The organism is Pseudoalteromonas sp. KS88 (assembly GCF_004766475.1).
Taxonomy (GTDB): Bacteria; Pseudomonadota; Gammaproteobacteria; order Enterobacterales; family Alteromonadaceae; genus Pseudoalteromonas.
This window is the reverse complement of the sequence record NZ_PYHV01000005.1, coordinates 1-24,314: the sequence shown is the minus strand read 5'-3', so window position 1 is coordinate 24,314 and position 24,314 is coordinate 1. Positions and strand designations below refer to the sequence as shown.

The window sequence follows — 24,314 nt, the reverse complement described above, 5'->3', positions numbered from 1 at the left end:
CTAATTACCAGATTGATTTTCAAGCCATGTCTTCGCACTTCTAAAACATTCAAAGTTTTCAGCAGTGATTTCAAACCGTTTCGCTTTTTGTAAAAACAAATCGTGCATAAATCCATCAAAGCTAACAACTCTTGCCACAGTGCAATGTTTTAACCAATTGGAAATAACAGGCATAATATTTAATAAATCGCTCGCAGGAAAATTATGCGTTACCTCAGATACATCAACAAGTAACTTGTTGCTCCCGTACATAGCAACATGTTGTTGCGCTATTTGATAAAAATTAATCACATCCTGTGCTGACGCAGTCCCTCGCAATGTCATCATAATTAATGATGTTGATGCATCAAATGTGATGCATGTTGAGATATTTGACATTTACGGCTCGGTCGAATTAAAACAGGTTAAGCTAAATAAGAAAAACTCTTATTCAACAAAAGGCGTGGTATTGTAGTTTTTTATTAGTTTTAGTCAAGAGATATCATACCAACAGGTCAGACCAGGGCTTTAAAACATAAAAAAGTACTAATTTTCTTAAGCGAAATTGAGAATATTCTGAGGTTTACCACGTCCTATACACTTTATAATGAACCCAACTTTATTAAGGATTGGTGTAAACGGTACTATTTTATGCGAAAAATTGTGTTTTTGTTTACCCTGTTGCTTTGCCTTTTCCCCGCAATTGCCACCCCACTAGATAAAAACGAGTTTGAGAAATTACGTAATGAAATTCGTGACAACTATGCACAGAGCCCTCATACCGCACTGGCGAGCTTAAAAGATCAATTATCCAGTGACGATTTTACGCCTGATCAGCGGTTAGTTTTACTTAATTACAAAGCCTGGTTTCAACTCGAGGCCAAACAGTTCTCAAACGCAATGAAAACACTTGTTACCTACAAGCATTTGGCAGAGAAATCGACTAAACAAGGCTTGATGTATGGTTACTACAATATTTTAGCGGGCGTATATATTAAGCTTGACCTTCATGCACTTGCTCTTGAGCACCTTGCAGAAGCATTAAAATATTCCGCGCTTTTAAACGACGATATTAAAAATCAAACACTGAGTAATATTGGAGAAGTTTACTTTGCACTAAACATGCTAGATGAAGCCGAGCAAACTTTTAGACGCTATATTGATTATTTAGATAAAGCAAACAAGCCGCTGGACACGGTTATTGCAACTGTGAACTTAGCCAAAACCTTAATTGCTAAACAGCAATACAGTGAAGCAAATACATTGCTCACCGATATTGTTAAAGTGATAGAGCTGCATCAGTTTCATTATTTATTAGCTGAATATTACTTACTTATGGCTCAGATCCAACATGCTGAACAACACTATTCCCTTGCCTTAACTTTGATTAATCAATCCTTAGCAATTTTTACTGAGCAAAACTTGATTATTGATCAACATAAAGCACGCTTTGAATTAGCAAAAATTTATGCGGCTATGGGTGATAATGAACGCGCTTCACTCGCGCTGTCACAGATCACCAATGATGATACGCGTAACGACGACTTATTGTTTATTGCAAACGTATACGAATTTGAGTCGCAACTCTTTGAGGCATCAGGGCTGAATAAGCTTGCTATCGCGTCATTTAAAAAACATAGTGCCGCTGAAAAAGAACTAATCAAACGCCAAGCAGATGTAAATCTTGCCAAAGCACTCGCCGAAGCAGAAACAAATGAAAAAGAAATGCAAATAGCCGAACTCACGCGCGAAAAACAATTAAAAACACAAAGAGCAACTGCCTTCAAAAATTTAGCTCTGAGTGTGGCAATATCACTATTGATTATTTGTATTGGGTCTATTTTTGCGATCTCCAACATCCTCAAACGTAAACAGCACTTAAGCAATACCTTAATTAAATTAGAAAAAACGCAAACAAATTTAATTGAAGCACAAAAAATAGCTTCGCTAACGGTGCTTGTGTCAGGCATGGCGCATCAACTTAATACACCAATTGGTACAGCCACCACCGCAATTACCTACATTGCAGAAAATCTACAACAACTCGAGCATAAATTTAAAAGTAAAACTTTGAGCGCCACCGACTTTCATCAATTCATAGTAAATGCTGTTGAAGCCCAACAATTAGTCATCAACAATATTAGCCGGGTTGCAGATATGATTGAACAATTTAAAGCGCTTAATGTTGCTAATTCAACTGATAAACCAATGAAGTCATTTGAGCTCAAGCAGTTCATAAATAAGCGGCTTGAAACATTGAAAGACTACTTCATTATTGAAATTGGTTACCAAGTTACGGGAGACGAGGTAACAGTCACGTCATCACCTTCAGTTATTGGTGACGTGCTTAAAACATTACTCATTAACGCATATGAACACGGTTTCAAAAACGTCGACAACGCACTTATTGCAGTACATATTAAGCAGGAGCGCTATAGCGTTATTATCACGTTTACAGACAATGGCAGTGGGATTGATAATTCAATAATACATGACATTTTCACGCCATTTTATTCCTCTAACTTAGGGGGAAACCACCTAGGTCTTGGCTTGAATGTCGTATTTAATGCAGTTAAATATCAATTATTTGGAAATATAAGCGCCGTCCCCTGTCAGTACGGCGCATGTTTTAGAATAGACCTACCTATTGATGCCCAATTGTCTGCAAAAGAGCACACAAAAGCTCATCAAAGTCTGTACTAATTAGCCAGTATTACGCATGCCTGCGGCAATGCCCGTCATGGTAATCATTAAAGCATTATCAATGTCTTTAGAGCCTCCTTCTTCGGCTTCACGAGAACGCTTTAAAAGTTCAACTTGCAGAACATTAAGTGGGTCCGTGTAAGGGTTACGAAGGCCAATTGATTCTTTAATCCAAGGCTGCCCTGCAAGCAGAGTGTGCTGAGGACTGAGCGATTGAACCAGCACTATCGCCTCTTTAAGTTCGTTACGTAACTGCGTGCCTAACGGCTTATATTGAGCTTCAACAAGCGCATCGTCGTAATGAGCACTGAGCCAACTATCAGCTTTACTAAACACCATTTCGAGCATCTCTAAGCGTGCTCTAAAAAACGGCCACTGCTGACTCATTTCATTGAGTGTATCAACACCATACTTTTCAAGTGCCGCTTGCAAACCTGTTAATGCACCAAGCCATGCAGGCAACATTAAACGATTTTGGCTCCATGCAAAAATCCATGGAATGGCGCGTAAGCTTTCAACACCACCGTTTGGATTACGTTTAGCAGGGCGCGAGCCAAGAGGTAGCTTACCCAATTCTTGCTCTGGTGTTGCCATTCTAAAGTAAGGAACAAAGTTTTCATCAAAGCGCACCACATTACGATAATGCTCACATGATTTTTCACTGATCAGCGCCATCACATCACGCCATATATCTTTTGGCTCTGGAGGCGGTAATAAGTTACTTTCAAGCACAGCGCCTGCATAAATATTGAGACTTTCAAGCGCAACATTAGGTAAGCCAAATTTAAAGCGGATCATTTCTCCCTGTTCCGTAACCCGTAACCCCCCTTTCAACGACCCTGGTGGCTGTGAGCGCAGTGCTTGTGCAGCGGGTGCCCCACCACGACCCACAGTACCGCCGCGGCCATGAAATAAGACTAATTCTATGTCGCGTTCTTTAGCTAAGTGTACAAGCTTGTCCATTGCCTCATATTGCGCCCAACCAGCGGCCATCATTCCTGCATCTTTTGCAGAGTCTGAATAACCAATCATGACATTTTGTACACCGTCTGCTTGACCACGATACCAAGTATTATCAAGTAATTGGGTGATGACATTATGCCCTGCATTTAAATCATCGAGGGTTTCAAATAACGGTGCAACTGGGAGCTTAAAGCGACAACCGCTTTCTTTTAGTAACAACTGTACAGCCAGAACATCAGATGCTGTGCGTGCCATTGAAATAACGTACAAACCGAACGTTGACGCATCCTGTTTCGCGATCACATCAAATGTGTCGAGCACTTCCTGCACATCGGCGCTCGGCTGCCAATGCTTTGGTATAAGTGGACGGCGAGAGTTAAGCTCTGCAAGTAAAAACGCTTGCTTATCTTCTTCTTGCCATTGGTTGTAATCCCCTAGCCCTAGATAACGAGTCAACTCTGAAAACACATCAGCATGACGCGAAGAATCTTGACGAACATCAAGTTTAGCTAAACGAATACCAAAACTATTGATACGATGAAGCACATCAAGCAAAAGGCCATCTGCTACAACACTCATATTTGTTTTTAATAATGAGCGATAGCAGACCTCAAGCGGCTGCTTGATTTGATTAATATGCGTGACAATGTCTTGTGCATCAGAGCGCTTATTCATTATTTTAGCGCCAAGGTGCGCGACAGTTTCGCTTACTTGTGCTTTTAGCGTTTTTAACACAGCGCGGTACGGTTCGAAGTCTTGCCCTGCTAGTTTGACTAGCTCATCACTGGCTTGTGACATCGAAAGTTCCGTACTGAGCGTATCAATATCTCGGCTGTACAAATCAAGCGCCATCCATCGACCATGATCAAGTACTTGTTGTGTCACTTGTGACGTTACAAACGGGTTTCCATCTCTGTCCCCGCCCATCCACGAAGTAAACTCAAGCGGGCTGTAATCATTCGGTAATTCTAAATCAAGGTGTTCTTTAACCTCTTTGCTAAAATCTCTTAAAAAACGCGGTACCGCATGCCATAGGCTATTTTCAATTACCGCGAAGCCCCATTTAGCTTCATCAATTGGCGTAGGCCTTGAGCGGCGAATATCATCGGTATGCCATGCTTGGCTTATCAACTGCGCAATGCGATTTAAAATGTTTTCGCGCTCGTAAGGCAGGTTATCGGTGCGTTCAAGTGAAGCAAGGCACTCGCTCAACTCAACATGTTTATTGATAATTGTCCGGCGGGTCACCTCAGTGGGGTGCGCCGTTAAAACTAAATTAATGTGCAGCTTAGATAAGCTTTCGGCAATTTCATTCGGGTTCAATTTACCTTGCACAGCCTGGCTCGATAACGCTTTTAGGGTTTGCGTAAGGGGGCTAAGCTGGCAAAAACCAACATCATTAAAACGTGAAATAGTGTGAAATTGTTCCGCAACGTTAGCCAAATTTAAAAAGTGATTAAATGCACGTGCGACAGGTAAAAGTTCTTCATCTGTTAACGCATGCAATACATCAATTAAGGCTTGGCGATCTTGCTCGTTACCTGTGCGTGATGATTTAGCCAAAGCACGAATTTCTTCTACCTTGTCTAAAATCGCTTGTCCTTGGGTGTCTTTAATTGTTTGGCCCAGTAACTGACCTAGTAAGTTGACGTTCCCACGCAAGGCGGCATATTGTTCACTCATTCCAAATACTCCATTGTTGATGATTCGACCCTGAGGGTACTAATTATAAACTTAACCGGACTTTAAACCGTGGAGTGAGAGTAGAAACAAAAGTCGGTATAAGCTTATATTTTTATTCTGTGCCTCTATTAATATCATTCAAACGAGCAATTGAATAGATCCAAAGCATATTCTATTTCGTAACATAAAATAACGTACCGTCAATTTTTTTGTTGCTTATGATCATATTTTACGATGGCAATTGCCCTTTATGCGCCAAAGAGATGCAATCACTCAAACGCGCTGATAAAGAGAATAAAATTACGCTCGAAGATATTAATAAAGATGATTTTGAACAACGCTTTGCAAATATAAAACGCTCAGATGCAATGGGTTATCTTCATGGTCAACGTGAAAACGGTGAAATGATTTATGGTTTAGATGTGACGTTCGCAGCTTGGCAGGCTGTCGGAAAACATTCTTGGTTAAAAATATTACAGCTACCCGTTATTCGCTCTTTCGCTGATGCCGGTTACTGGGTATTTGCAAAGTACCGGGTACAAATATCGTCTTTAGTGTGTAGAACAAGTTGCAGGATAAAATAATGAACCCAGTGTATATATTATTTGGCTCAAGTAGTAGTATTGCTAAGGCGTACATCAGCGAAATTTATCGCAGCAATCCAGATGCAAAGATCATTTGCGTTAGCCGAAGCTCAATTAAAAGTGACGATAGCCAAAAGACAGAACATTTTATCACGGACTACTCAAAACAAAGCTTATCCGAATTAACAAATAGTCTTAAAAGCAGAGGAATGGCGCCTCATCAAGTGGTTATTTTTAACGGCCAATTGCATTATGGCGATGTCATGCCTGAAAAAAAACTAGAGGAACTAGACGCGTCGTATTTCAATTCACTTATTGATTCCAACACATTAACACCCATACTTTGCCTGCAGGCCATTGCGCCCTTACTAACTCACAAAACGCCGTGTACAATTACCGCATTAAGCGCAAGAGTAGGCAGTATTTCTGACAACGGACTGGGTGGTTGGTATAGCTACCGAGCCTCTAAAGCGGCCTTAAATATGTTATTTAGCACTGCTGCTATAGAACTTAAACGCCGGGCGAAACAAACACGTTTAATTTTGTTTCATCCTGGTACAACAGATACACATTTATCAAAACCATTTCAAAGAAACGTTCCTGAAGGAAAGCTATTTACACCAGAGTTTGTTGCTTCTCAACTCTTTATGCTATTACAGCACCCTGAAACACTCACCGAGATTGGCAAACCTGCTTACATTGACTGGCAAGGTCAACCTATTAACTGGTAAGGATCCACTATGCATATAACTAAAGCCGAGATTAATAACTTTGAAAAACATTACCGCACTCATTTGATTAATTCTTTATCGGGTTACAAAAGCGCTAACCTTATTGGTACACAAGATAGTAATGGCAACACTAATCTTGCCATTGTAAGCTCAGTGATCCACTTAGGTGCACACCCTCCACTGGTAGGTATGATCATGCGCCCGCACAGTGTCCCTCGCCATACGTTTGAAAATATACTTGAAACGGGTGTGTTTACTATCAATCAAGTAAACAGCAATATTGTAGAGCAAGCCCATCAAACATCAGCACGGTATGACAAAGATGAATCTGAGTTTATCGCGACTGGGCTTACTCCCCAGTATTTGGCTGATTTTAAGGCGCCATTTGTAGAGCAAAGTCGACTAAAATACGCAGTTAAATTTGTAGAAAACCAGCACCTGAAAGTAAATGGTACCGAATTAGTGATCGGTGAAATTATGGATATACACGTTGACGACGTTGCTGTGATGGATGATGGTTTTCTAGACCTTGAAACCATCAATACAGTTGCAATAAGTGGACTAGATAGTTACCACAAAACCCGTCATTTAATGCGTTTGCCATACGCTAAAAAGCCAGTAAACGAGTAACTCAAGCTTCCCTAGCGGGGTGTCTGGAGATGTATTCCAGCCCCCCTTTTAGATTAAGTAACTAGCTAAAATTAACACACAACCCGCTAACAACCATGATAGAGCAAAACCATGCCACATATAGATATTGCTATACACATTGAGTGGGTTATTGGTATCGACTAATATGGTGCACGGTTTTTCTTGCTTAAATCGTAAGAAAAGCGATTCACTGTAATCCACCATCACGCTATAAATATGACCTTCAAACCAAAAACTCACCATCATGGTTTGTTGCTGTGCCAGCTCTAATGACGCAATGCGGTTATTAACCGCGACAGTGATATTATCAATCTCACATACTCGCCAATGATGCTTACTCACTTTGCTCTTGAACCAACGTAACAAGGGTAAAAGGCCGGCACACATAAAACATATACCTAAAATTAATAACACACTGCTCATTCTTTTCTAACCTTGTAGAGATTGATATACATGGTTAGCGGCTATTAAATCACTCAACGCTGTGCCTACTGATTTAAATAACGTGATATCCATTTCGTTAACGCGTGCATAGTTGTTTTCTTGTGCTAGCTGAGCAAGCTCAGCACACACTTCTTGTTCGCTAAACACCCCTTCTTTAATCGGAATTAAAAGCTCTCCGGCTTCAGCTAGCACATTAGCGAGGCTGTCGACATACACTTTACTGCGACTTATCGTTAAGCTATCGCATTCGCGAGCGTCACAGTTGTGATTGCCAATTAAATCAACATGCGTTCCTTCCCTTAGCCAATTTCCATCAAACAAAGGCGCTGATGCGCCCGTTGCACAACTTATGATGTCGGCACTGTAAATTGTTGCCTCATTGCTTTGACCAATAACAAACTCAACATCTTCAAATATGTTTTGTAGACGTGCTTGCAAAGCCGTCACTTTTTGCAGGTTACGCGCAATTAAAGTTACACGCTTAATACTTCTAACCGTAAGGTGAGCGCGTATCATATACTCAGCTAAATTACCGCTACCGTAAAACACTAAATGGCCACTGTCTTCTCGCGAAAGATAGCGACTCGCCAAAGCTGATACAGCCGCGGTTCGCCATAACGTTATACGCGTGCCATCAACTAATGCTAACGGCTCTCCATGCTGACGTGAAAACAGCATAATTTTAGAGTACAAAGATTCATACCCTGATTGAGCATTATTCGGAAAATACGTAAACGCTTTTACCCCAATTACTTGCTCATTCCAGGCTGGTAAAACCGCAAACGCATCGTGGTTATCATTACTCTCATCTAACGGGTACACGTTACGCTTTGGCATACCAAAATCGTGTGCAAACCCAGTTTGCATCGCACTTAATAGCGTCTCGAAATTGAGTGCATTATCTATTTGTGTTTTATCGATAATGTGCATATTAAGGTGCCAACTCAAAGGGTTTTGGCGCATGAGTTAACACTTCAAACCCGTTAGCTGTTATTAAAATATCTTCTTCTAAACGCACACCGCCAAAGTCTGGAATGTAAATACCCGGTTCAATAGTGATTACGTTGCCCGGCTCAAGTACATGGGCACAATGGCTATTAATGAATGGCTGCTCATGCAAAAACAGGCCTAACCCATGGCCTAGACCCTGACCTGAAAACGCCCCATAACCGGAGTCGTCTAGTACCTGTTGTGCAGCGTGTTGTAATTCAATGCAATGAACACCCGGTTTAAGTAAGTCAATCGCAGCTTGCTGTGCATTGAGCACCGTATTGTATAGTGTGCGTTGTTTAGTTGATGCCTCGCCTAATACATAACTTCTGGTCATATCAGAACGATAACCATTAATCACAGCACCAAAATCCAACGTAATTGCGTCACCAATTTTGAGTGCGCGACTACTTGGGCTGCCATGCGGAAGCGATGTGCGCTCTGCAAACATTAAAATAGTCGCAAACGACATACCTTCTGAACCGAGTCGCTGCATTCTAAACTCAAGCTCGAGAGCTAAATCACGCTCAGTCACACCTTCTTTAAAATAAGGCAGCGTCTGAGCCAATGCCTCATCTGCAATGGCCGCCGCTGCTTTTATTTGGCCAACCTCCCAGTCGTTTTTAATCATTCTGAGCGACTCAACAAGTCCTTGAATCGGCAAAAGTGTATGCGTATGTAAATCTGCCGCGACTTGCTGCCAAAGCGCCACATTAATAAAAGCGGCATCAAAGCCAAGCTGGCTATTAACAGTTAAAAACCGTGCAATGCACTGGCCTAAGCTTTCGTTATCACGATCTCTGCTGATCACCTCAAAGCCTTGGCACTCATTTTGAGCACGCTCAAAGTAGCGATAGTCAGTTATTAAAACTTGCGAATCCTGTGTAATTAAAGCGTAGGCCGCGTTACCACTAAACCCTGTTAAATAACGAATGTTTTCGTGCCCTAATACCAAAAAAGCATTCAGGTCCTGTCGCGCCATTTTTTGTTTAATTAATTGCTGACGTTGTAAAAAGTGATCGTTCATCGAAATATAAATCCTTGCTTTAAGGGATCGCGGGGATCAATTAAAAATGTATGTTTACCGGTCACATGCGCGCTGCCACTAACGCGCGGAATAACCGCGGGAATGGACTCAAACTGGCATAATTGACTTACTTCAACCGTAAATACAGAACCTAAAATACTCTCAATGCCAATGCGCTGATGCACCGATAAACGTCCTTTTGTATGCTCAAGCGCAGCACGAGCACTTACGCCAGTGCCCGTTGGGCTGCGGTCTAGTTCACCTTGTGCAAAAATACACACATGCCGACTAAATACACCCTGCGTAGTTTGCGAGTTGGAGTAAAAAATAACTCCGTATAAAAAACTCAGTTCACTATCAACTGGATGATTAGGTTGATAATAGCTATTAACTTGCTGCTTTATTGCTTTGCCAAAACTAATAATTTGTTCATGATTACTGGGGGTTAAATTTAAGCCGATGGTGTCTGCATCTACAAATGCATAATAAGCGCCACCAAATGCGATATCACACTCTAAAGCGCCGAACATGGGTAACTCAATTGATAAGCCTAATTTTTCAACGTAGCTGGCTACGTTATCAAAATACACCTGTTCTAATTGCTCACCATTTAACGCTACATAGGCTTTAATAAGTCCTGCTGGGGTGTCTATTCTGAGTTCGTTTATGCCTTGCTTAAAATCAAAATCAGCGCAGTCTTTAGCGGCTGTTGCCAATGCAATAATGGCATGCCCACACATGGTACTGTAGCCTTCATTGTGTAAAAACAGTACGCCAAAGTGACTCGTCGATCGCTCGGCAGAAGTAATAACGGCGCCATACATATCTGCATGACCTCTGGGTTCAAACATTAAGGCTTTTCGTAAGTCATCAAAACGCGCCAAACAATCAGCGCGTTTTTCTAACATGGTGTGCCCCTTTAACTGTTCAAAGCCATCTAAAATAATGCGCAATGGCTCACCCCCCGTATGCATATCAAGGGTGTGGATAGATAACCAATCTGAGTGCGGCTGCTGCCAATAAGAAAACAAAGTTGGGGTCATAATTGTCCTTTGTTATTTTTGTATGCAATGTACCTTTATTTTTGTAGGACAAATGCCAATAACTCACTACAAAAAATGCCGAACAGTTACCTGCCCGGCATCAAGGCTGTGTTGCTCTTAATGAGAATGTGCTTAAACATTAACTCAACTTTAGCACTCGCCTACACGGTAATGAGATGCTAACGCTGAGTTCTTACAGCGTTTTACCAGGGAAAATTAAAACTCTATACGCGCTGTCAACGAAACATAGCGTGCGCCTTGGCGACTTGTTACTAATCCATAATCAGGATTAAGCTCTAAGCCATTATCACCGTACTGAGCACGTTCTTCGTTAATTGAAAGTGCACTATCGCCATCAAGCAAATTATAAACAGTGCCTTTTAATGTCATATCAGCGCCAAAAAAGTCAGTGTAATACGTCAACGACATATCAATATTGGTCAACCAAGGTAAGTTTCCTTTGCTACCGCGTGGTGCAGGATCACCATTTTCATCATAGTGCGATGCTTGGCCGTAGTATTTACTAATACATGCATCCCATGGGCTGCCCGCTTGGCAACTATCAACCCCTTCTGGGTGAACAGAAAAATAACTCTTCGGACGACCTGATGTTGTTCGCGCAACTAAGCCTAGTGTTAGTGAATCAGTGATGTTGTATGCGCCACTAAATTTAATCGCATGGCGGTGATCATTTGGCAGGTTTCCGTAACCATGATCCATTAAGTCGCCGTAATCATAAGAAGTAGTCCAACCCGGATCTGCTTGGTCATTATCTGTTTTAACCAAACCTTCTGTATTGCCGTAACTGTGTGACCATGTGTATGAGCTATTAATGCGTAAATCATCAGTCACGTTGCCATCAAGAGTAAATTCAAGCGCAAGATACTTACGTTTAGCTTCGGGTAAAGCAAGCTCAGCTGCACTTAAATTCACATTGTCTACTTGACCATCGCCATCAAAGTCGTACGACATTTGAATCGCTTCGCCCGGGTTATTCAATACATAGTAAGAGCCTTGCCCTACGTTGTCAGTAATACCCATCTCTGCTAACTTTTTAGCTAAAACAGGGCCTACATCGGTATCTTCAACACTGCGGCCTAAATCACGGTAAATTGCTCGTACACCCGCTGACATCGTATCGAAAACTTCTTGTTGATAACCAAGGGTAAACTCATCGCTGTACATAGGTTTAAGTGATGATGATGCAATGAGACCCGGCTCTGTAATACCACGTTGACGCCAGCGTCTATCACGCAACATATCACCACGGCTCGGTGATCCATCAGCAAGTAAACTTGGTGCGCCATTGCTATCCAATTGGTCTAACTCAAAGTACTCAAACCACTCAACCGAGGCAGAACCTTGTGTGATATTCATGTTGGCCGATACAGGCTGAAAATAACGGCCGTAGGTTGCAAACACCTTCGCACTACCATCACCACTGATATCGTAAATTGCTTGTAAACGTGGCGCAATTTGATTATCAATATCAACAAACGCGCGACCATCTGTCACTGTGTTTTCAAATTCACTGTAACGCAGGCCCATGTTAAGTACTAGGTTATCAGTTGCTTGCCACGAATCATTGATGTAAAAAGCTAACGATGAAACGTCAGAGTTAACATCGCGAGTACGAATGCGTCGCTCAATAAAGTCCGTGCCCAGTGCTGCCCCAGAAATATCGTTTTCGCCAGCTGTTTTAGCTGTCCACCAACCTTCTGCATCCCCTAAACCGTTTTGACCTGAATGAAATGCCACCTCAACATTAGTGTAATCAACACCAAATTGAATAGAGTGCATATCTAGATCCCAGCTAAAATCAATACGCGCTTGGTCACGGGTATATTCCTCTTCACTGACGGATGAATTAGTATGTTGGCTCAATGTAGTAAAACCGTCACGCTCATCCCACACACCTGGATTAGGCGATGCGACAACGTTTTCTACATTTTCTGTTACACGACCAACTACCGCAGACACTGAGAATGTATCAGTCAAATAACCGTTATAGTTAATGCTAAATACATTGCCGCCATCTTCGCCCGGCGCATCAACACCTTGCTGTGCACCTATAACATTATCTTGCCAGCTGTATGCGTACGTTTTGTCAGTCCATGTGCGCTTATTGTTCATTGCTGAAAAACCAACCGAGTGATCTTCGTTGATAAACCAATCTACTTTAGTGAACCAACGGTCTTCATCACGAGAAAAATCTGAATGCGTGGTTTGACCTGCGCCTGTTGATTCTTCACGACGCGGCGCAAATAAACCATAGAAAAATAACGTATCTTCAATCAGCGCCCCACTGGCCCATAATTGTAACTCTTTAAAATCGTAGCTACTTTGCTGTGTATTAGTGCTAATAGTGCCATTTTCTTGAAAAATAGAATCATGCTGGCTACGTAAACTATCAGGATCCCAGCGCACTTCTGCGCCAAATCTAAAATCATTATCACCTGATTTAGACACAGCATTGACAATACCACCCAGTGCACCACCAAATTCAGGGCTCACACCACCGGTTTTAACTTGAGTTTGAGAAATCGCTTCCCATGGAAGGCGAATAGAACCAAGGCCTGTACGAATACTGGTTACGTTCAACCCATTAAAATAATAGCCATTTTCAGCCGCAGAAGAACCACCAAAGCTCGAAGCGCCTTTAAAGCTTGAACCACCCGGTGCTGCCGTACCCGGAGCAAGTAATGCGATACTTTCAAACCCAGTGTTTACAGGCATTGCTTTAAGCTCTGCATCACTAAAAGTTAACCCTGATGTAGATGACGCCATATCAACACGACGAATTGCAGCGCCAGTAACAGCAATACGCTCCATGTCTGCGCCAGCTTTATAAAGCTGAACATCAAGAATAATTGATTGACCAATTGTTACCGCTACATTTTCTTCAACCATTGTTTGGTAACCATCTTTTACGATAGTAACGTCGTAGGTACCAACAGGTACATTACGTAACAAATAGTCACCATCAGCATTACTGGTAATGGTATAAACCAACCCTTTGCTTTTATGCTTGAGTGTTATGGTTGCGCCGATTAAATCAGTGCCAGATTGAGCAACAACGTGCCCTTTTACCACACTGCTACCGTCAACCGCCTGCGCGGCTGGTGCCATCATTAATGCAGCAGTAACGGCTGATGCCAATAGCGTTTTAACGCCAAGTCCCCGTGTCTGTTTTTTATTATATGTAAACATTGAATGTTCCTTAGATCCTGTTGATTTTTTATCGTCCAGCTAACCTCGACGCAAAAAATATACACCCATTACATATTGTATACAATATTAAATATACATTTATTTCACATCCATTTAAAAATCACCTAGCCTTTTGTAATGAAATTGCTAGCTTATTTAACAGTATTCAAATTGAGTGAAATTAAAATTATCTATAATTATCAGTGAGTAGGTCTAGAAAATTAAAGCAGGGAGCGTAAGGTCAAATGAATGCCGTTATTATTTAGGCAATAAAATAAGGGAAAAAAATGCTAAAGTCTGTTTAATAGCGAAGCACACGTTGAACAAGGCGTAAGATTTACACCAGCAGCATTAAATTAGTAGAGATAGTGTGAATCATCTGCTTGATCACATCATGCACGCCGTATTAGTTTTGCCCAAATCAACTTTATGGCTTTAGAAAGTAAGTAAATTAGGCCACCAAACAGCATTGAATGAATAGGAAAGAAAATATAGCCTAAAGCCGCTGTTGAAGACCCTGTAGCTGCTTTACCAATATCAAAGTACATCACAGTGTGAAAAAAAACATGCAATAAGGTCGTGCCCAAAATCATATGAAAAACACTCGATTTTAGAACACCTTTAAAATCCGTTTTATTATAAGCAACCGCAATAAATGCAATGGGTAAAATATTCCATATCACAAGTAAATTGGCATTCGCCCCCATTGCAATAAAGGTCAATAAAGACAACAGTAAAAAGACTATATTCATACAAATTGACACCTTACATTAAAGGAAGCATGAGGGAATCAATGATACTTGCAAAGCCACCTACTTGAACGCGGGTTACAGAGGCATTATCTGATTCTATAGATGCTGTGATTATTGACGTACACCCCATTGCTCTACCTTGCTCAAATACATATTCACTACCCAAAGCTAAATGTTCTGTCAAATAACATGCTAGTGCCCCACTTGAGCTACCCGTAGCTGACTCTTCAGAAATGCCAAATAACGGTGCAAAATTACGACAACTCGCCGTTAGTTTAGCGCCAGCACTGCAAAGCTCAAAAACATGAAAACCAACCACTTCATATTTTTTACAAAATGCAGCGATAAGCTCGTCATTTGGATTTATAAGATCTAAATACCCATAAGGCACAGGGATGATCACATCGGGGAGACCTGTTGAAATGACCTCAATTGGTAACTGAGTGCTTTGCAATATGCTGCTTTCGATACCAATAACCGGTGCGATTTCATGGTATGAAAAACACGCTAGTGTTTGCGGTAATTGCTGCGCCATGATTACCTTACCACTAGGTTCTATAGTCACAGGTAATATACCCACTTTAGTACGTTGAGTATAAGTGCCAGCAGCAAGTAAGCCCTTTTGGTACAAGGTAGAAAAAGTGGCTAACGTTGCATGGCCGCAAAAATCAACTTCATCGGTCGTTGTAAAAAAAGAAACTGCAAAATCAGCCTCGTCATCACTCGATACAAAAGCCGTTTCCGAGTAGCCCACAGCGTGTGCAATTTTTAACTTTTGCTTATCCGTCAGTTTATCAGCATTTAAAACCACACCCGCAGGATTGCCACCTTGTCCGTTTAGTGTAAATGAGTTAACCAAAATAACCTCAATATTCACTCACTTCTCCTTTATAACAAAGCAATTATGCAGCGCGTTTTAATTCAGTGATTTTGACATTAAACCATAACTGACTTCCTATTTAGGTTCAATAATTAAGGTCTTGCTATGCAAAGTATGACTCTACTTTTAATGTTGTTTTAACTCCTGATTAAGTGGGCTTTTGTGGTGCGGAGTTATTTTACTCAGTGCATTGCAGCGTATGTAACGGTTTACAATAAAAATGACAGAACACGTACTAGGGCGTGTTGACCTTTCGTGATTAATTTTGCAGCAGTATGTTTGGTATTTAGGCAAGGCAGCGCCTATGCAGTGTGGTTGTTCCCCATAAATAGGCGATAACGCAGTATAAATGCCAAACATGCGCTTTAGTGTGAGCTCGTAAGTTCAACTTATTCATCCCTTTTTCACGCCTTAGTATGCTTAAATTTGAAAGAAATGTTTGTGGCCATTAGTAAGCCCTTCTTCTCGCTTAGCTGCTTTAGCTTTTATAAACGTTGATCATGACGGCTAGTTTATTTTCAATCCAGCCTTGCCGAAAGTATTTTAACTGATACAATCACTTTGTATAATGTATACAATATGTATTTATGAGAGGAAATAGAATGCAAACGAACAGTAAAGATTGGCGATATACCGTAATGCCTGCTGTATTTACATGGTTAAAAGAATCAGAGTCCGGTACCCTTGAAATAGACCTTGATGTAACAAAAAAATACGCTGCAAATATTTTAAAAGTGCAAGGAAAGGGTGGCACTCGCATGGGTGGACTTGTCGGCTCTGGTACATTGGGTGAGAACAGCTACCTAAGCAATGAGCAACGCCTTTTTTTACTAAACGCCCTTTCAAGTGTGGCTAAAGAATACAACGTGCCATTAATCAGTGGTGCGGCGGCAGAAACCAAAGAAGAGCTTGCCATAATAGTTAAAGAACTCGCAACGGTTGGTGTAGATACCGTTATGGTAATGCCGCCAAAAACTAAAGAAACCCCTTCTGATGAACAAATGTATGCGTATTACGCGCTTAGTGCATCAGCTGCAAAAGAAGCAGGTATTACAATAATGCCTTATAACAATCCTGACGCAGCAGGCTATCATGCGCTTTCAACTGACCTTCTCACTCGGCTTGCAGCTCTACCTGAAGTCACGGCACTTAAAATATCGACAATTGATGTATCAGTTATTGAAACAATGATGATAGAAAACAAAGAGTTAAAAGTGCTAGCAGGAGTCGACACTGTTACTGTTCATGCAGGGCTTGCTGGTGCATGCGGTGGAATTACTGGCGTGGGCTGTATATTCCCCAAAGCGAGTGTCACTATGCAGGAACACGTAAACAAAGGCGAATGGGACGAGGCAAATAAAATATCACAGGCTATGAATTCTCTATCTTACCTTGATGCACAACCGCTGCTGTTGGAATACCTTAAGTTTGCGTTTGGCATTCATCATAATGATGTAACCGGCGGGCTTCGTACTTTTGGTAAAAAGTTAACGCAACAGCAAATTAATGATGTGCACACGCGTTATACTTTAGCAAAAGAAAGGCTAGAAGCGCTGGATCTAATAAACTGATTATTTTAAATACTCGCAAACAAAAGCGCCATAATGACGGCGCTTTTTACCCAAAGCGCCACATTGATAAAGTGAAACCTTCTATGGGTTATACGATATTAAATCAATCTAAAGACTCTGAAACAGCCACCTCAGCATCAATAATAGCTCGATGGGCCTTTAAACCTAAATCACTAGAGTAAAAATCTGCTGCAACCTTTAACTCTTCTGCTGTTAATAGTGAGAGTAATGAGGGTCTGCTGACCTTTAAAGGTTAAATTTGCAGCAGCCTGTTTGGTATTTAGGCAAGGCAGCACCTATGTGGTGTGGTTGTTCCCCATAAATAGGTGATAACGCAGCATCAATGCCAAACAGGCGCTGCCCTTCGGGTTCTGCCTAGGGGCAATTTACTCTTTGTTGCTCGGTTTTTACTTAGCCCACTAGGTTACAAACCTCGCGCCGCGATTAAATCGCTCCTAGTTTGAACAAATTTTAATCCGTAAAGGTCAACAGACCCTAACTTTAAAAACAACCTTAGCTGCATTTACATTAATAGGATCGGTCATTACTTTTGATGGAATAGATTCAATAAAAACTCGTTTTTGACTTTCAGGTAAGTCTCTCAGCGTTTCTGAAAATAATTGCTCGGGACTGATGTTTATTTCACCGCCGAATGAGCTTAATATTTCTTCCATTCCAAGCGCAATGTAAAGCCGCTCAAACTCTTCATTTGCATCAAGTTTAGGCGTCGAAGAACATGCATACAACGTCAATGTCATTAATATTAAAATAGCTTTTCTCATTATCATCCTCAACTTTACATAAAATACAGCGGTATTGAACAAGCCCGTTGCTTCACTCGTTTTTTGTTTTTATAGGTTAAACTGTTTTTTTATGATTTATTTAAGCTTTATACGGTGGATGAATTATCAAAAAACGCATTGAATCTTTTAAATCATCACTGCTGCGCTCATTAATCACCACCGCCACCTCCGCCGTCTCCCCCTCCAAAACCTCCTCCGCCATCGCCTCCGTCACTGTAATATGAGGCTCCCAAAAGTGCCCCTAAAATACCCACTCCAGATACTGAAGAAATTGTGCTGTTCATTGAATCGATTGATTCGTTCTCAGGCGTATTAGCCTTATAGGTAGCCGGTTCGCAATACATTAAATAGGCGTAATGAATATGACGCCTATTAAAACCCATTTCATCTACCGTTTTATCAACTTGCCCTTTTGTGTATGTTGCACTTGCGCCATACCTTTTAGTTAATATCGGGCGGAGTTTGTATTTATACTTTCGGATTGTCGACTTTTTACCAAACATAATGTATCTCCTTTACCTTAAACGCTATATTGAGCGCAATCACGGTTATTGAAAATAACACATTAACTGACTTTCACTCACTCTTTTAATAACATGGTTATTGCCATATAACGTAGTTATTGTTTAAAAAACGTGTTTTTACAGCAGATTAAATTCTCTGTTCGTCATTGAGAAAAAATAGAATGATTAATTCCGCTGCACTAATTGATGCAAGCTGCAACAACAGCCCAAACATTAATCCTATACCTGCTTGCGCATCTGGCTCGATTCCAAACAACAAAGCAGGAACTAACAGCAGCGTTAGCCCTGCTGGAATACCTCTTATAATTGAAAGCTTGGTGTTTCGATAATTGTTAGCATTCGACAAATAAAACAACACGACATAAGGCGATAGCAGCAAATAAAAGCCCACCTCACTAGGGCCCCAATACTTCAAAGCAATAGAAATAAAAGATAATAAAGCTAATGCTTTAATTGGGAGGTAAACGTTTTTATAATTCATAACTTTCCTTATTAATTAATGACTGGACTTCCCAGCTTTCACTACACAGTTTCTAACTACAAATGTGTGCATTAAAAACTAAACTTTCACTCGCAAAGTACCCTACATATCAAAAAAAGTTATTACGTGCGAGGTAAAACCTGCCTGCGTCACTGTTCACTTTTTAAATATAAGATAATCAGTAGTAGCAACACATATAGAAAAGTAAAATGCGCAAAGGAACTTCCACAATAAGAATTTTAAACTATCGAGTGAAAGAACATTAAAAGAATATAAAGGACCTTCTTTTATACAAAAGGCTAAAACCAGAAAAAGTAAAAAAATCACGACATTTAAATAATTTAAACGTTTAAGTTTATCAAGAATGAAAATAACAGGGATACCAATTACTGTATTACCCATATATGCCATTACCACACCAAAAAAACTGATCATCTTATAAGCTTTCCAGAGTTCACTTTGGGTGACACCTAATTGTATAGAGAAAATACTAGCGAATAAAAATACAACGCCTAATGCCGGAAATATTATTAAAGGTGCAAATAGCAACATGCTTAAATATCTCAAAGCAACCTCCTTGCTAAAAAAATGCCGCTATTACGACGTACAATACCAAATAGCAATATATGAGCACGACCTGCTTTTATGCTCATTCGTTAGTGAAAATATTTTAGATATATTGCCCAATTATCTTACGCTACAGGTAATAGTTTCATGACTATGGGTGAGTATTCCTAATCAAACGGTATATACCTGCCAGAGGTAATCATGTTATATGACCTATCCAGCACATATTCTAATTCACACAACTTTTTTACATCACGTTTTATTCACTCAACCATATCTATTTTAGTTAAATCTGTATAATCAAAAATCTAAACTGAATATTACCTATCAGACTTTGCACAAACGCACTAAAAAATAAGAATACTAGGTTTCGTGTAAATACTTCCTTTGTCTAAAAAGGTAGTATTTTTTATTATTAAAAATGTTCACTATTTTTTGGCCGCTAAACTTTCTCGTTTTATAGGCTCTCCATGCAGGATAATCGTTTCTATACTATTCCACGATTCTATAGAGTCTAAAGGGTTCGATTTAAGCAATAAAAGGTTAGCAATTTTACCAACTTCTACCGTACCGTAATCATTTTCAATTTTGAATTGTTTAGCATTATTAATGGTGGCCGCCGCCAGCACTTCTTTCAACGATAGCCCTGCGGTAACCATAGCTTTCATTTCTTGGTAGGTTGTCAGTCCTGGTTGATTGGCAAAACTCGGGCTCCCTGGGAAATCCGATGCCAATAAAATAGGATGGTCGGCACTTTTTAGGTATTGAATAACTTTATTACCTTTTCCTATTCGCCCATATAAAAATGCATCTGAAATTGATTGGTCAGGCATTCCATCAAAGCCAACTCTAAGCTCTTCTTTGAACCATTGCGCTTCAGCCGTTTTATACCAATCAATAAGTGGCTTAGGTGTGACAGATGAAAACTCAGGAGAATTAACAATAGTTGGGTCCATTACTTCACCCAATCCAGCAATCACTCTTTGTGTTGGCATATAAGCCACTTCGTCATTAATCATTTTATTCAAAGTGTTAGATATTTCTTTGGGTATATTTTGTTCGCGATTATACTGCCCCCAGTTCCACATACCATGGGCAATAACATCAACACCTGCTAAAAGTGCTAATTGCTGCATATCTAAAGCATTAGCATGAGCGACTATCAGTAAATTAGACTTTTTAGCAGCTTGTTTAATTCGTTTTAACGTGTTCGTTGAAAGTGTCGCCCACTGATTAGCATTACCATAACCGTCTTCAAAATATAGCTTTATACATGAAGCTCCTGAATCAGCAATTTTACCAATTAATCTTTCTACTGAGTTTTCCGTGGTTGCGCCTGCACTTTCATCAATTAAATAAGTAAACATTGATCTTGATAGATCGTCTGTTTTCTCTACATATGGGAAAGTGTTTTTTGATGTTAAGACTTCACAACGAAAGTAATCAGGGTGTTGAGGCGCTGAAGTAAAATAATCAAAACTTACTCCCGGATTCGGATCAAGTATTTGAGTAACCCCATAATATAAAAAGCTCCTTGGCTGTTGCTCAAAGTATGCCTGTGCGAGTACCTGATTTTTAATAGCTACTGGCTCGACACCAAACCCCATACCAGGGATTGACGATACATGCGCATGGCTATCCATAAGACCTGGCGTTAAAAATTTACCTAAACCATTTATTTTAAGATCGAAGGATGAAATCTTTTTGCGAGTTATTTCACTAATTCGTCCATCACTTAATAATACATTCATTTGAGTTTTTGGAGCTTGCAAGTGAGATGAAACGATAGTGACATTCTCTATTAGAATGTTGTCCTTCGCTAATGAAGCAAAAGAAAACAATGAAATAGAGAGTAATAATACTTTAAACATGATACTTCCATGTGAGATTAATTAAACAGTTAACGCCCGCTTAAACTGCCGAGCAAGTTGGACGCTTTTTGTGCCGTATGTATCGCAAAAAACAGGCCTGTTTGCGGAGTCAGTTTTGATGCGTTTGTTATACTTTTTTATATACGTAAAATCGAAATATTAGAGCTTGAAATAATGCGGCAAGACCAAGCAATAATGATCCCTTATAATACAGAGGAGGTAGAACAAACGCCATTGGTAAAGCTGCATAATATAAATAAGAGCGATTTGTGTATTTGCTTATTAAAAAATGAAGTGGAAACCCAATTATTAACCACCCAGCAATAGAAACAAGCAGATAAACACCTGCATATAGTAAAAGTGTAACAACCAACCCAAAAAGGCCACTTATTGATAATGGTGCTAAATTAGCAAATAAAGCCCAGACAGCAATACCTATTCCCACGTATAGGAGGCTTTTGAGTATTGCGTCATCCCATCTTCCAAGACTCAATTCTTTTTCCGTAAAATATAGCGCCCTAATTATGGGCTGATAATGTATAGGTATAATGTGAAACGAAGCGGAACTGAGCCATATTTTAGCAGTCCCACTTGATTGGCTAGATAGGCTTATTCACACGAGGCTTTTCTAGGTGCTGATGATTTATTTAATGGAGCCGTTTTTGAGTTTCTGTATTTACTATTCCAGTTATTAACTTCTCTGATATTAGCAACGACAGCAGCAGCGTTGCAGTCATTTATTTTTTTGTGAGCACTAACAGGAGCTCCATTATCGTATGTCAGGGTATATCTTTTGTTGCTTGATACATCGTTAGTATTACTACAAGCAGCTAAAAAGCACATTGAAATTAAAACAGACATTTTCTTCATTTTATAGTCCTTTATTCAGTAAATTTTAATTATAGTAGATTATTCAACTATTCGCCTCACGCCCTAGTAATGGGCTACAAATAGTTTGCTAAAATGTTGAGAAACGAAAACAGCAAGCTGTTTTAAGTCCTTATTAATTAGCTTGTTAGAGATATTTTGCACCCAGTTACATTTTGTAACCCAGCTACACTTTATAAACCTTACCGCAATTATTACCACTAAAGCAATGATGCCGCTGTAAAAAATGTTTGGAACGGTATTTGAAATAGGACATCTAATAGCTGCACACCAAACCTGATGCACTCTGCACTACCAATGTTCGCAAAAAGCATGAAGACAGAAAAATAGTAATATTTACTTTTAGGGCCTAAAAAGTAAGAAACTAAGATAAACACACTCGGCAAATATCTTGGTCCATTATCTACATACGTAAGTATTATTAAGAAAACAGGCATCAAAAGCAGGACTTGGGAACCAAAAAATAACGAAAAGAGCTACAACGAGAATTAGAATACTTTTGGCAATATTTAAGAATATGCCTGAACTGTCCACGAATACCTAACGAGGCTGTAGAATAACTCCAACAGCCAACTGTTTTTGTGCTGTTAATTGCTTATTATGTGGTTTTTACAACCAAACCTCTCGTCTGACTAAAAATTACTAGTGCAAATATGACTTCTGTTACTCCACCAATAAATGCACCGATTACAAAGTTTGCATTTAATAAAATACACAACATGCCAGAAAGCATAAGCAAAATACCTAAAACCCAATAAGTTTTAATGCCATATAAAGTATGAAAAACCAAATAGCGTACGCCAATTATCATAAGCATTATTGGATAAAACCATTCAACTTGAAGCTTTGCTACATAGAAAGCTAAAAATAAACCAACAAATAAAATAATGGTGCTTTCTAATGCTAGTTTGCCTAAAGGGTTTTTTGGATCATGACTTCCTGGGCGTTTGAGAACTTTTGAAAGTAACATGGCTAATGGGTGTATAAACATACCACCAAAAAAAAGAGCCAGCATACTCGATTGATTTGAGTATAGTAATGCAATAGAACCTGCGATACACCAAACTAAACCAGAAACTAAAACACCTGTTCCTCCACCAAAATATGACAAGTTCATATCTTTTTGTGCATCTTCAAATTTCACAAATGCTCCTTAATTCAGAAATTACTTAAACATAATGAGTCCCACACGGTGTTGGCCTCCGCTTTTCGTGGGTTAGTTTTATTCAAAGCCATAATTAGTTTGTCAATTAACTAAACAGCAGAGGCTAACTTGAATAAACATAACATACTTTTTATCGGTCTTGATACACATAAAACATTCAATGAAGTCGCCTATATTGAAGAGCATAGAGTTGCATAACTAGTTCATCTTGGTCGATTTTCTTCTTCCAAATTGGCCGCTCAAAAGCTTATTAGTCAGTTTGAATCTAAATACCTTGGCGCAACGCTACACTTGGTCTAAGAAGCCGTCCCTTTTAGTTATTATTCGTATCGTCCTGATACTCACCTTTCAGGGCTGCTTCGCGGTTCAAATTTATTTCCTATAAATTGTGGATTTACAGATTAATTACCAGCCTCGGCCATTGCTGTTATGTGGTCGCACCCTCTCTTATTCCTAAAAACAGGTGAGAAAGTTAAAACCGATAAACGTGATGCCCTTAAGCTCGCTAAATTACTTAAATCTGAAGATTTAACACCTATTTATGTTCCTGAGCCTGAAGATGAAGCTGTACGCGATTTATCTCGTGCACGCGAAGTAGTGAATATTAAAAAGACACCCACTCAATATTAAAAAGACACCCACTCTAATTTTATTAAAGCTACGCATTGATACAAAAAGTCTAAAATTTAAGATGGGTGTCTTATTTATTTTCTTGGCGTAGAGTGCATGCACTGTTGGTATTGGGTCGCTGATTTTTGCAAAGAAAACACTATCGATTTTATTCTTGGTCATGCTTTGTATATG

At 39.9% G+C, this 24,314-nt stretch carries 22 protein-coding genes and 1 pseudogene; 6 read left to right on the top strand and 17 right to left on the bottom strand.

What is annotated here, in order from left to right; genetic code table 11:
• Nucleotides 1-378 carry a hypothetical protein gene (locus C7Y70_RS02485; RefSeq protein WP_099292715.1) on the bottom strand — a complete coding sequence of 126 codons (378 nt, stop codon included), beginning with the start codon at nucleotides 376-378 and terminating at the stop codon, nucleotides 1-3.
• A 252-nt stretch (nucleotides 379-630) separates the two neighbouring features.
• Here C7Y70_RS02485 and C7Y70_RS02480 point away from each other — a divergent pair, with 252 nt between their 5' ends.
• A complete protein-coding gene (locus tag C7Y70_RS02480) occupies nucleotides 631-2,682 on the top strand; it encodes an ATP-binding protein (RefSeq protein ID WP_135473252.1) in 2,052 nt (683 codons plus the stop codon).
• Here C7Y70_RS02480 and ppc read toward each other — a convergent pair whose 3' ends face one another.
• Nucleotides 2,683-5,328 carry a phosphoenolpyruvate carboxylase gene (gene ppc / locus C7Y70_RS02475; protein ID WP_135473251.1) on the bottom strand — a complete coding sequence of 882 codons (2,646 nt, stop codon included), beginning with the start codon at nucleotides 5,326-5,328 and terminating at the stop codon, nucleotides 2,683-2,685.
• Between the two features lie 218 nt (nucleotides 5,329-5,546).
• Between ppc and C7Y70_RS02470 the strand changes: the two genes are divergently transcribed.
• From C7Y70_RS02470 to C7Y70_RS02460, 3 genes are read left to right on the top strand one after another with little or no spacing between them, the layout of a single operon-like run.
• Complete coding sequence (locus tag C7Y70_RS02470; RefSeq protein ID WP_135473250.1) at nucleotides 5,547-5,912, top strand: DUF393 domain-containing protein; 366 nt, start codon at nucleotides 5,547-5,549, stop codon at nucleotides 5,910-5,912.
• Nucleotides 5,912-6,643 carry an SDR family NAD(P)-dependent oxidoreductase gene (locus C7Y70_RS02465; RefSeq protein WP_135473249.1) on the top strand — a complete coding sequence of 244 codons (732 nt, stop codon included), beginning with the start codon at nucleotides 5,912-5,914 and terminating at the stop codon, nucleotides 6,641-6,643. Before C7Y70_RS02470 ends, C7Y70_RS02465 begins: the two co-directional genes overlap by 1 nt.
• Before the next feature lie 9 nt (nucleotides 6,644-6,652).
• A complete protein-coding gene (locus C7Y70_RS02460) occupies nucleotides 6,653-7,273 on the top strand; it encodes a flavin reductase (protein ID WP_135473248.1) in 621 nt (206 codons plus the stop codon).
• A gap of 48 nt (nucleotides 7,274-7,321) precedes the next feature.
• Here the strand turns inward: C7Y70_RS02460 and C7Y70_RS02455 are convergent, their stop codons facing one another.
• The 7 genes from C7Y70_RS02455 to C7Y70_RS02425 all read right to left on the bottom strand — a co-directional run bounded on the left by C7Y70_RS02455 (nucleotide 7,322) and on the right by C7Y70_RS02425 (nucleotide 15,637).
• Nucleotides 7,322-7,636 carry a hypothetical protein gene (locus C7Y70_RS02455; protein WP_237113925.1) on the bottom strand — a complete coding sequence of 105 codons (315 nt, stop codon included), beginning with the start codon at nucleotides 7,634-7,636 and terminating at the stop codon, nucleotides 7,322-7,324.
• A gap of 87 nt (nucleotides 7,637-7,723) precedes the next feature.
• The gene (locus tag C7Y70_RS02450; protein WP_135473304.1) at nucleotides 7,724-8,668 is read right to left on the bottom strand and encodes an ornithine cyclodeaminase family protein; all 945 of its coding nucleotides are present in this window, start codon (nucleotides 8,666-8,668) and stop codon (nucleotides 7,724-7,726) included.
• A gap of 1 nt (nucleotide 8,669) precedes the next feature.
• Entirely contained in the window at nucleotides 8,670-9,755 is a 1,086-nt protein-coding gene (locus C7Y70_RS02445) for a Xaa-Pro peptidase family protein (RefSeq protein ID WP_135473247.1), read from the bottom strand.
• Nucleotides 9,752-10,798, bottom strand: coding sequence for a proline racemase family protein (locus C7Y70_RS02440; RefSeq protein WP_135473246.1), 1,047 nt, complete (start codon nucleotides 10,796-10,798; stop codon nucleotides 9,752-9,754). The genes C7Y70_RS02445 and C7Y70_RS02440 overlap by 4 nt, the downstream gene beginning before the upstream one ends.
• 216 nt (nucleotides 10,799-11,014) lie before the next feature.
• Complete coding sequence (locus C7Y70_RS02435) at nucleotides 11,015-14,008, bottom strand: TonB-dependent receptor (RefSeq protein WP_135473245.1); 2,994 nt, start codon at nucleotides 14,006-14,008, stop codon at nucleotides 11,015-11,017.
• A 392-nt stretch (nucleotides 14,009-14,400) separates the two neighbouring features.
• Complete coding sequence (locus tag C7Y70_RS02430) at nucleotides 14,401-14,760, bottom strand: hypothetical protein (RefSeq protein ID WP_135473244.1); 360 nt, start codon at nucleotides 14,758-14,760, stop codon at nucleotides 14,401-14,403.
• Between the two features lie 13 nt (nucleotides 14,761-14,773).
• Nucleotides 14,774-15,637: a PhzF family phenazine biosynthesis protein gene (locus tag C7Y70_RS02425; RefSeq protein WP_135473243.1), complete on the bottom strand. Its 864-nt coding sequence runs from the start codon at nucleotides 15,635-15,637 to the stop codon at nucleotides 14,774-14,776.
• A 605-nt stretch (nucleotides 15,638-16,242) separates the two neighbouring features.
• Between C7Y70_RS02425 and C7Y70_RS02420 the strand changes: the two genes are divergently transcribed.
• Complete coding sequence (locus C7Y70_RS02420; protein WP_135473242.1) at nucleotides 16,243-17,211, top strand: dihydrodipicolinate synthase family protein; 969 nt, start codon at nucleotides 16,243-16,245, stop codon at nucleotides 17,209-17,211.
• A 485-nt stretch (nucleotides 17,212-17,696) separates the two neighbouring features.
• Here C7Y70_RS02420 and C7Y70_RS02415 read toward each other — a convergent pair whose 3' ends face one another.
• The 8 genes from C7Y70_RS02415 to C7Y70_RS02380 form a co-directional block, all read right to left on the bottom strand.
• Nucleotides 17,697-17,993, bottom strand: coding sequence for a hypothetical protein (locus tag C7Y70_RS02415; protein ID WP_099292743.1), 297 nt, complete (start codon nucleotides 17,991-17,993; stop codon nucleotides 17,697-17,699).
• Between the two features lie 170 nt (nucleotides 17,994-18,163).
• The gene (locus C7Y70_RS20565; protein WP_180270361.1) at nucleotides 18,164-18,517 is read right to left on the bottom strand and encodes a DUF6559 family protein; all 354 of its coding nucleotides are present in this window, start codon (nucleotides 18,515-18,517) and stop codon (nucleotides 18,164-18,166) included.
• Nucleotides 18,518-18,665: 148 nt separating this feature from the next.
• Nucleotides 18,666-19,019, bottom strand: a complete 354-nt coding sequence (locus tag C7Y70_RS02405; RefSeq protein WP_135473241.1) for a hypothetical protein — start codon at nucleotides 19,017-19,019, stop codon at nucleotides 18,666-18,668.
• Nucleotides 19,020-19,175: 156 nt separating this feature from the next.
• Nucleotides 19,176-19,586 carry a hypothetical protein gene (locus C7Y70_RS02400; protein ID WP_135473240.1) on the bottom strand — a complete coding sequence of 137 codons (411 nt, stop codon included), beginning with the start codon at nucleotides 19,584-19,586 and terminating at the stop codon, nucleotides 19,176-19,178.
• A 428-nt stretch (nucleotides 19,587-20,014) separates the two neighbouring features.
• On the bottom strand, nucleotides 20,015-21,457 hold the full coding sequence (locus tag C7Y70_RS02395) for an amidohydrolase family protein (protein ID WP_245321328.1): 1,443 nt from the start codon (nucleotides 21,455-21,457) through the stop codon (nucleotides 20,015-20,017).
• A 127-nt stretch (nucleotides 21,458-21,584) separates the two neighbouring features.
• Entirely contained in the window at nucleotides 21,585-21,950 is a 366-nt protein-coding gene (locus C7Y70_RS02390) for a hypothetical protein (protein WP_135473239.1), read from the bottom strand.
• A 116-nt stretch (nucleotides 21,951-22,066) separates the two neighbouring features.
• Complete coding sequence (locus tag C7Y70_RS02385) at nucleotides 22,067-22,327, bottom strand: hypothetical protein (RefSeq protein ID WP_099292751.1); 261 nt, start codon at nucleotides 22,325-22,327, stop codon at nucleotides 22,067-22,069.
• 616 nt (nucleotides 22,328-22,943) lie between these two features.
• Nucleotides 22,944-23,489: a hypothetical protein gene (locus C7Y70_RS02380; RefSeq protein WP_135473238.1), complete on the bottom strand. Its 546-nt coding sequence runs from the start codon at nucleotides 23,487-23,489 to the stop codon at nucleotides 22,944-22,946.
• A 252-nt stretch (nucleotides 23,490-23,741) separates the two neighbouring features.
• Between C7Y70_RS02380 and C7Y70_RS02375 the strand changes: the two are divergent.
• Nucleotides 23,742-24,104 (top strand): annotated as a pseudogene (locus C7Y70_RS02375) (hypothetical protein); the annotation flags it as partial.
• Nucleotides 24,105-24,314: the final 210 nt, after the last annotated feature.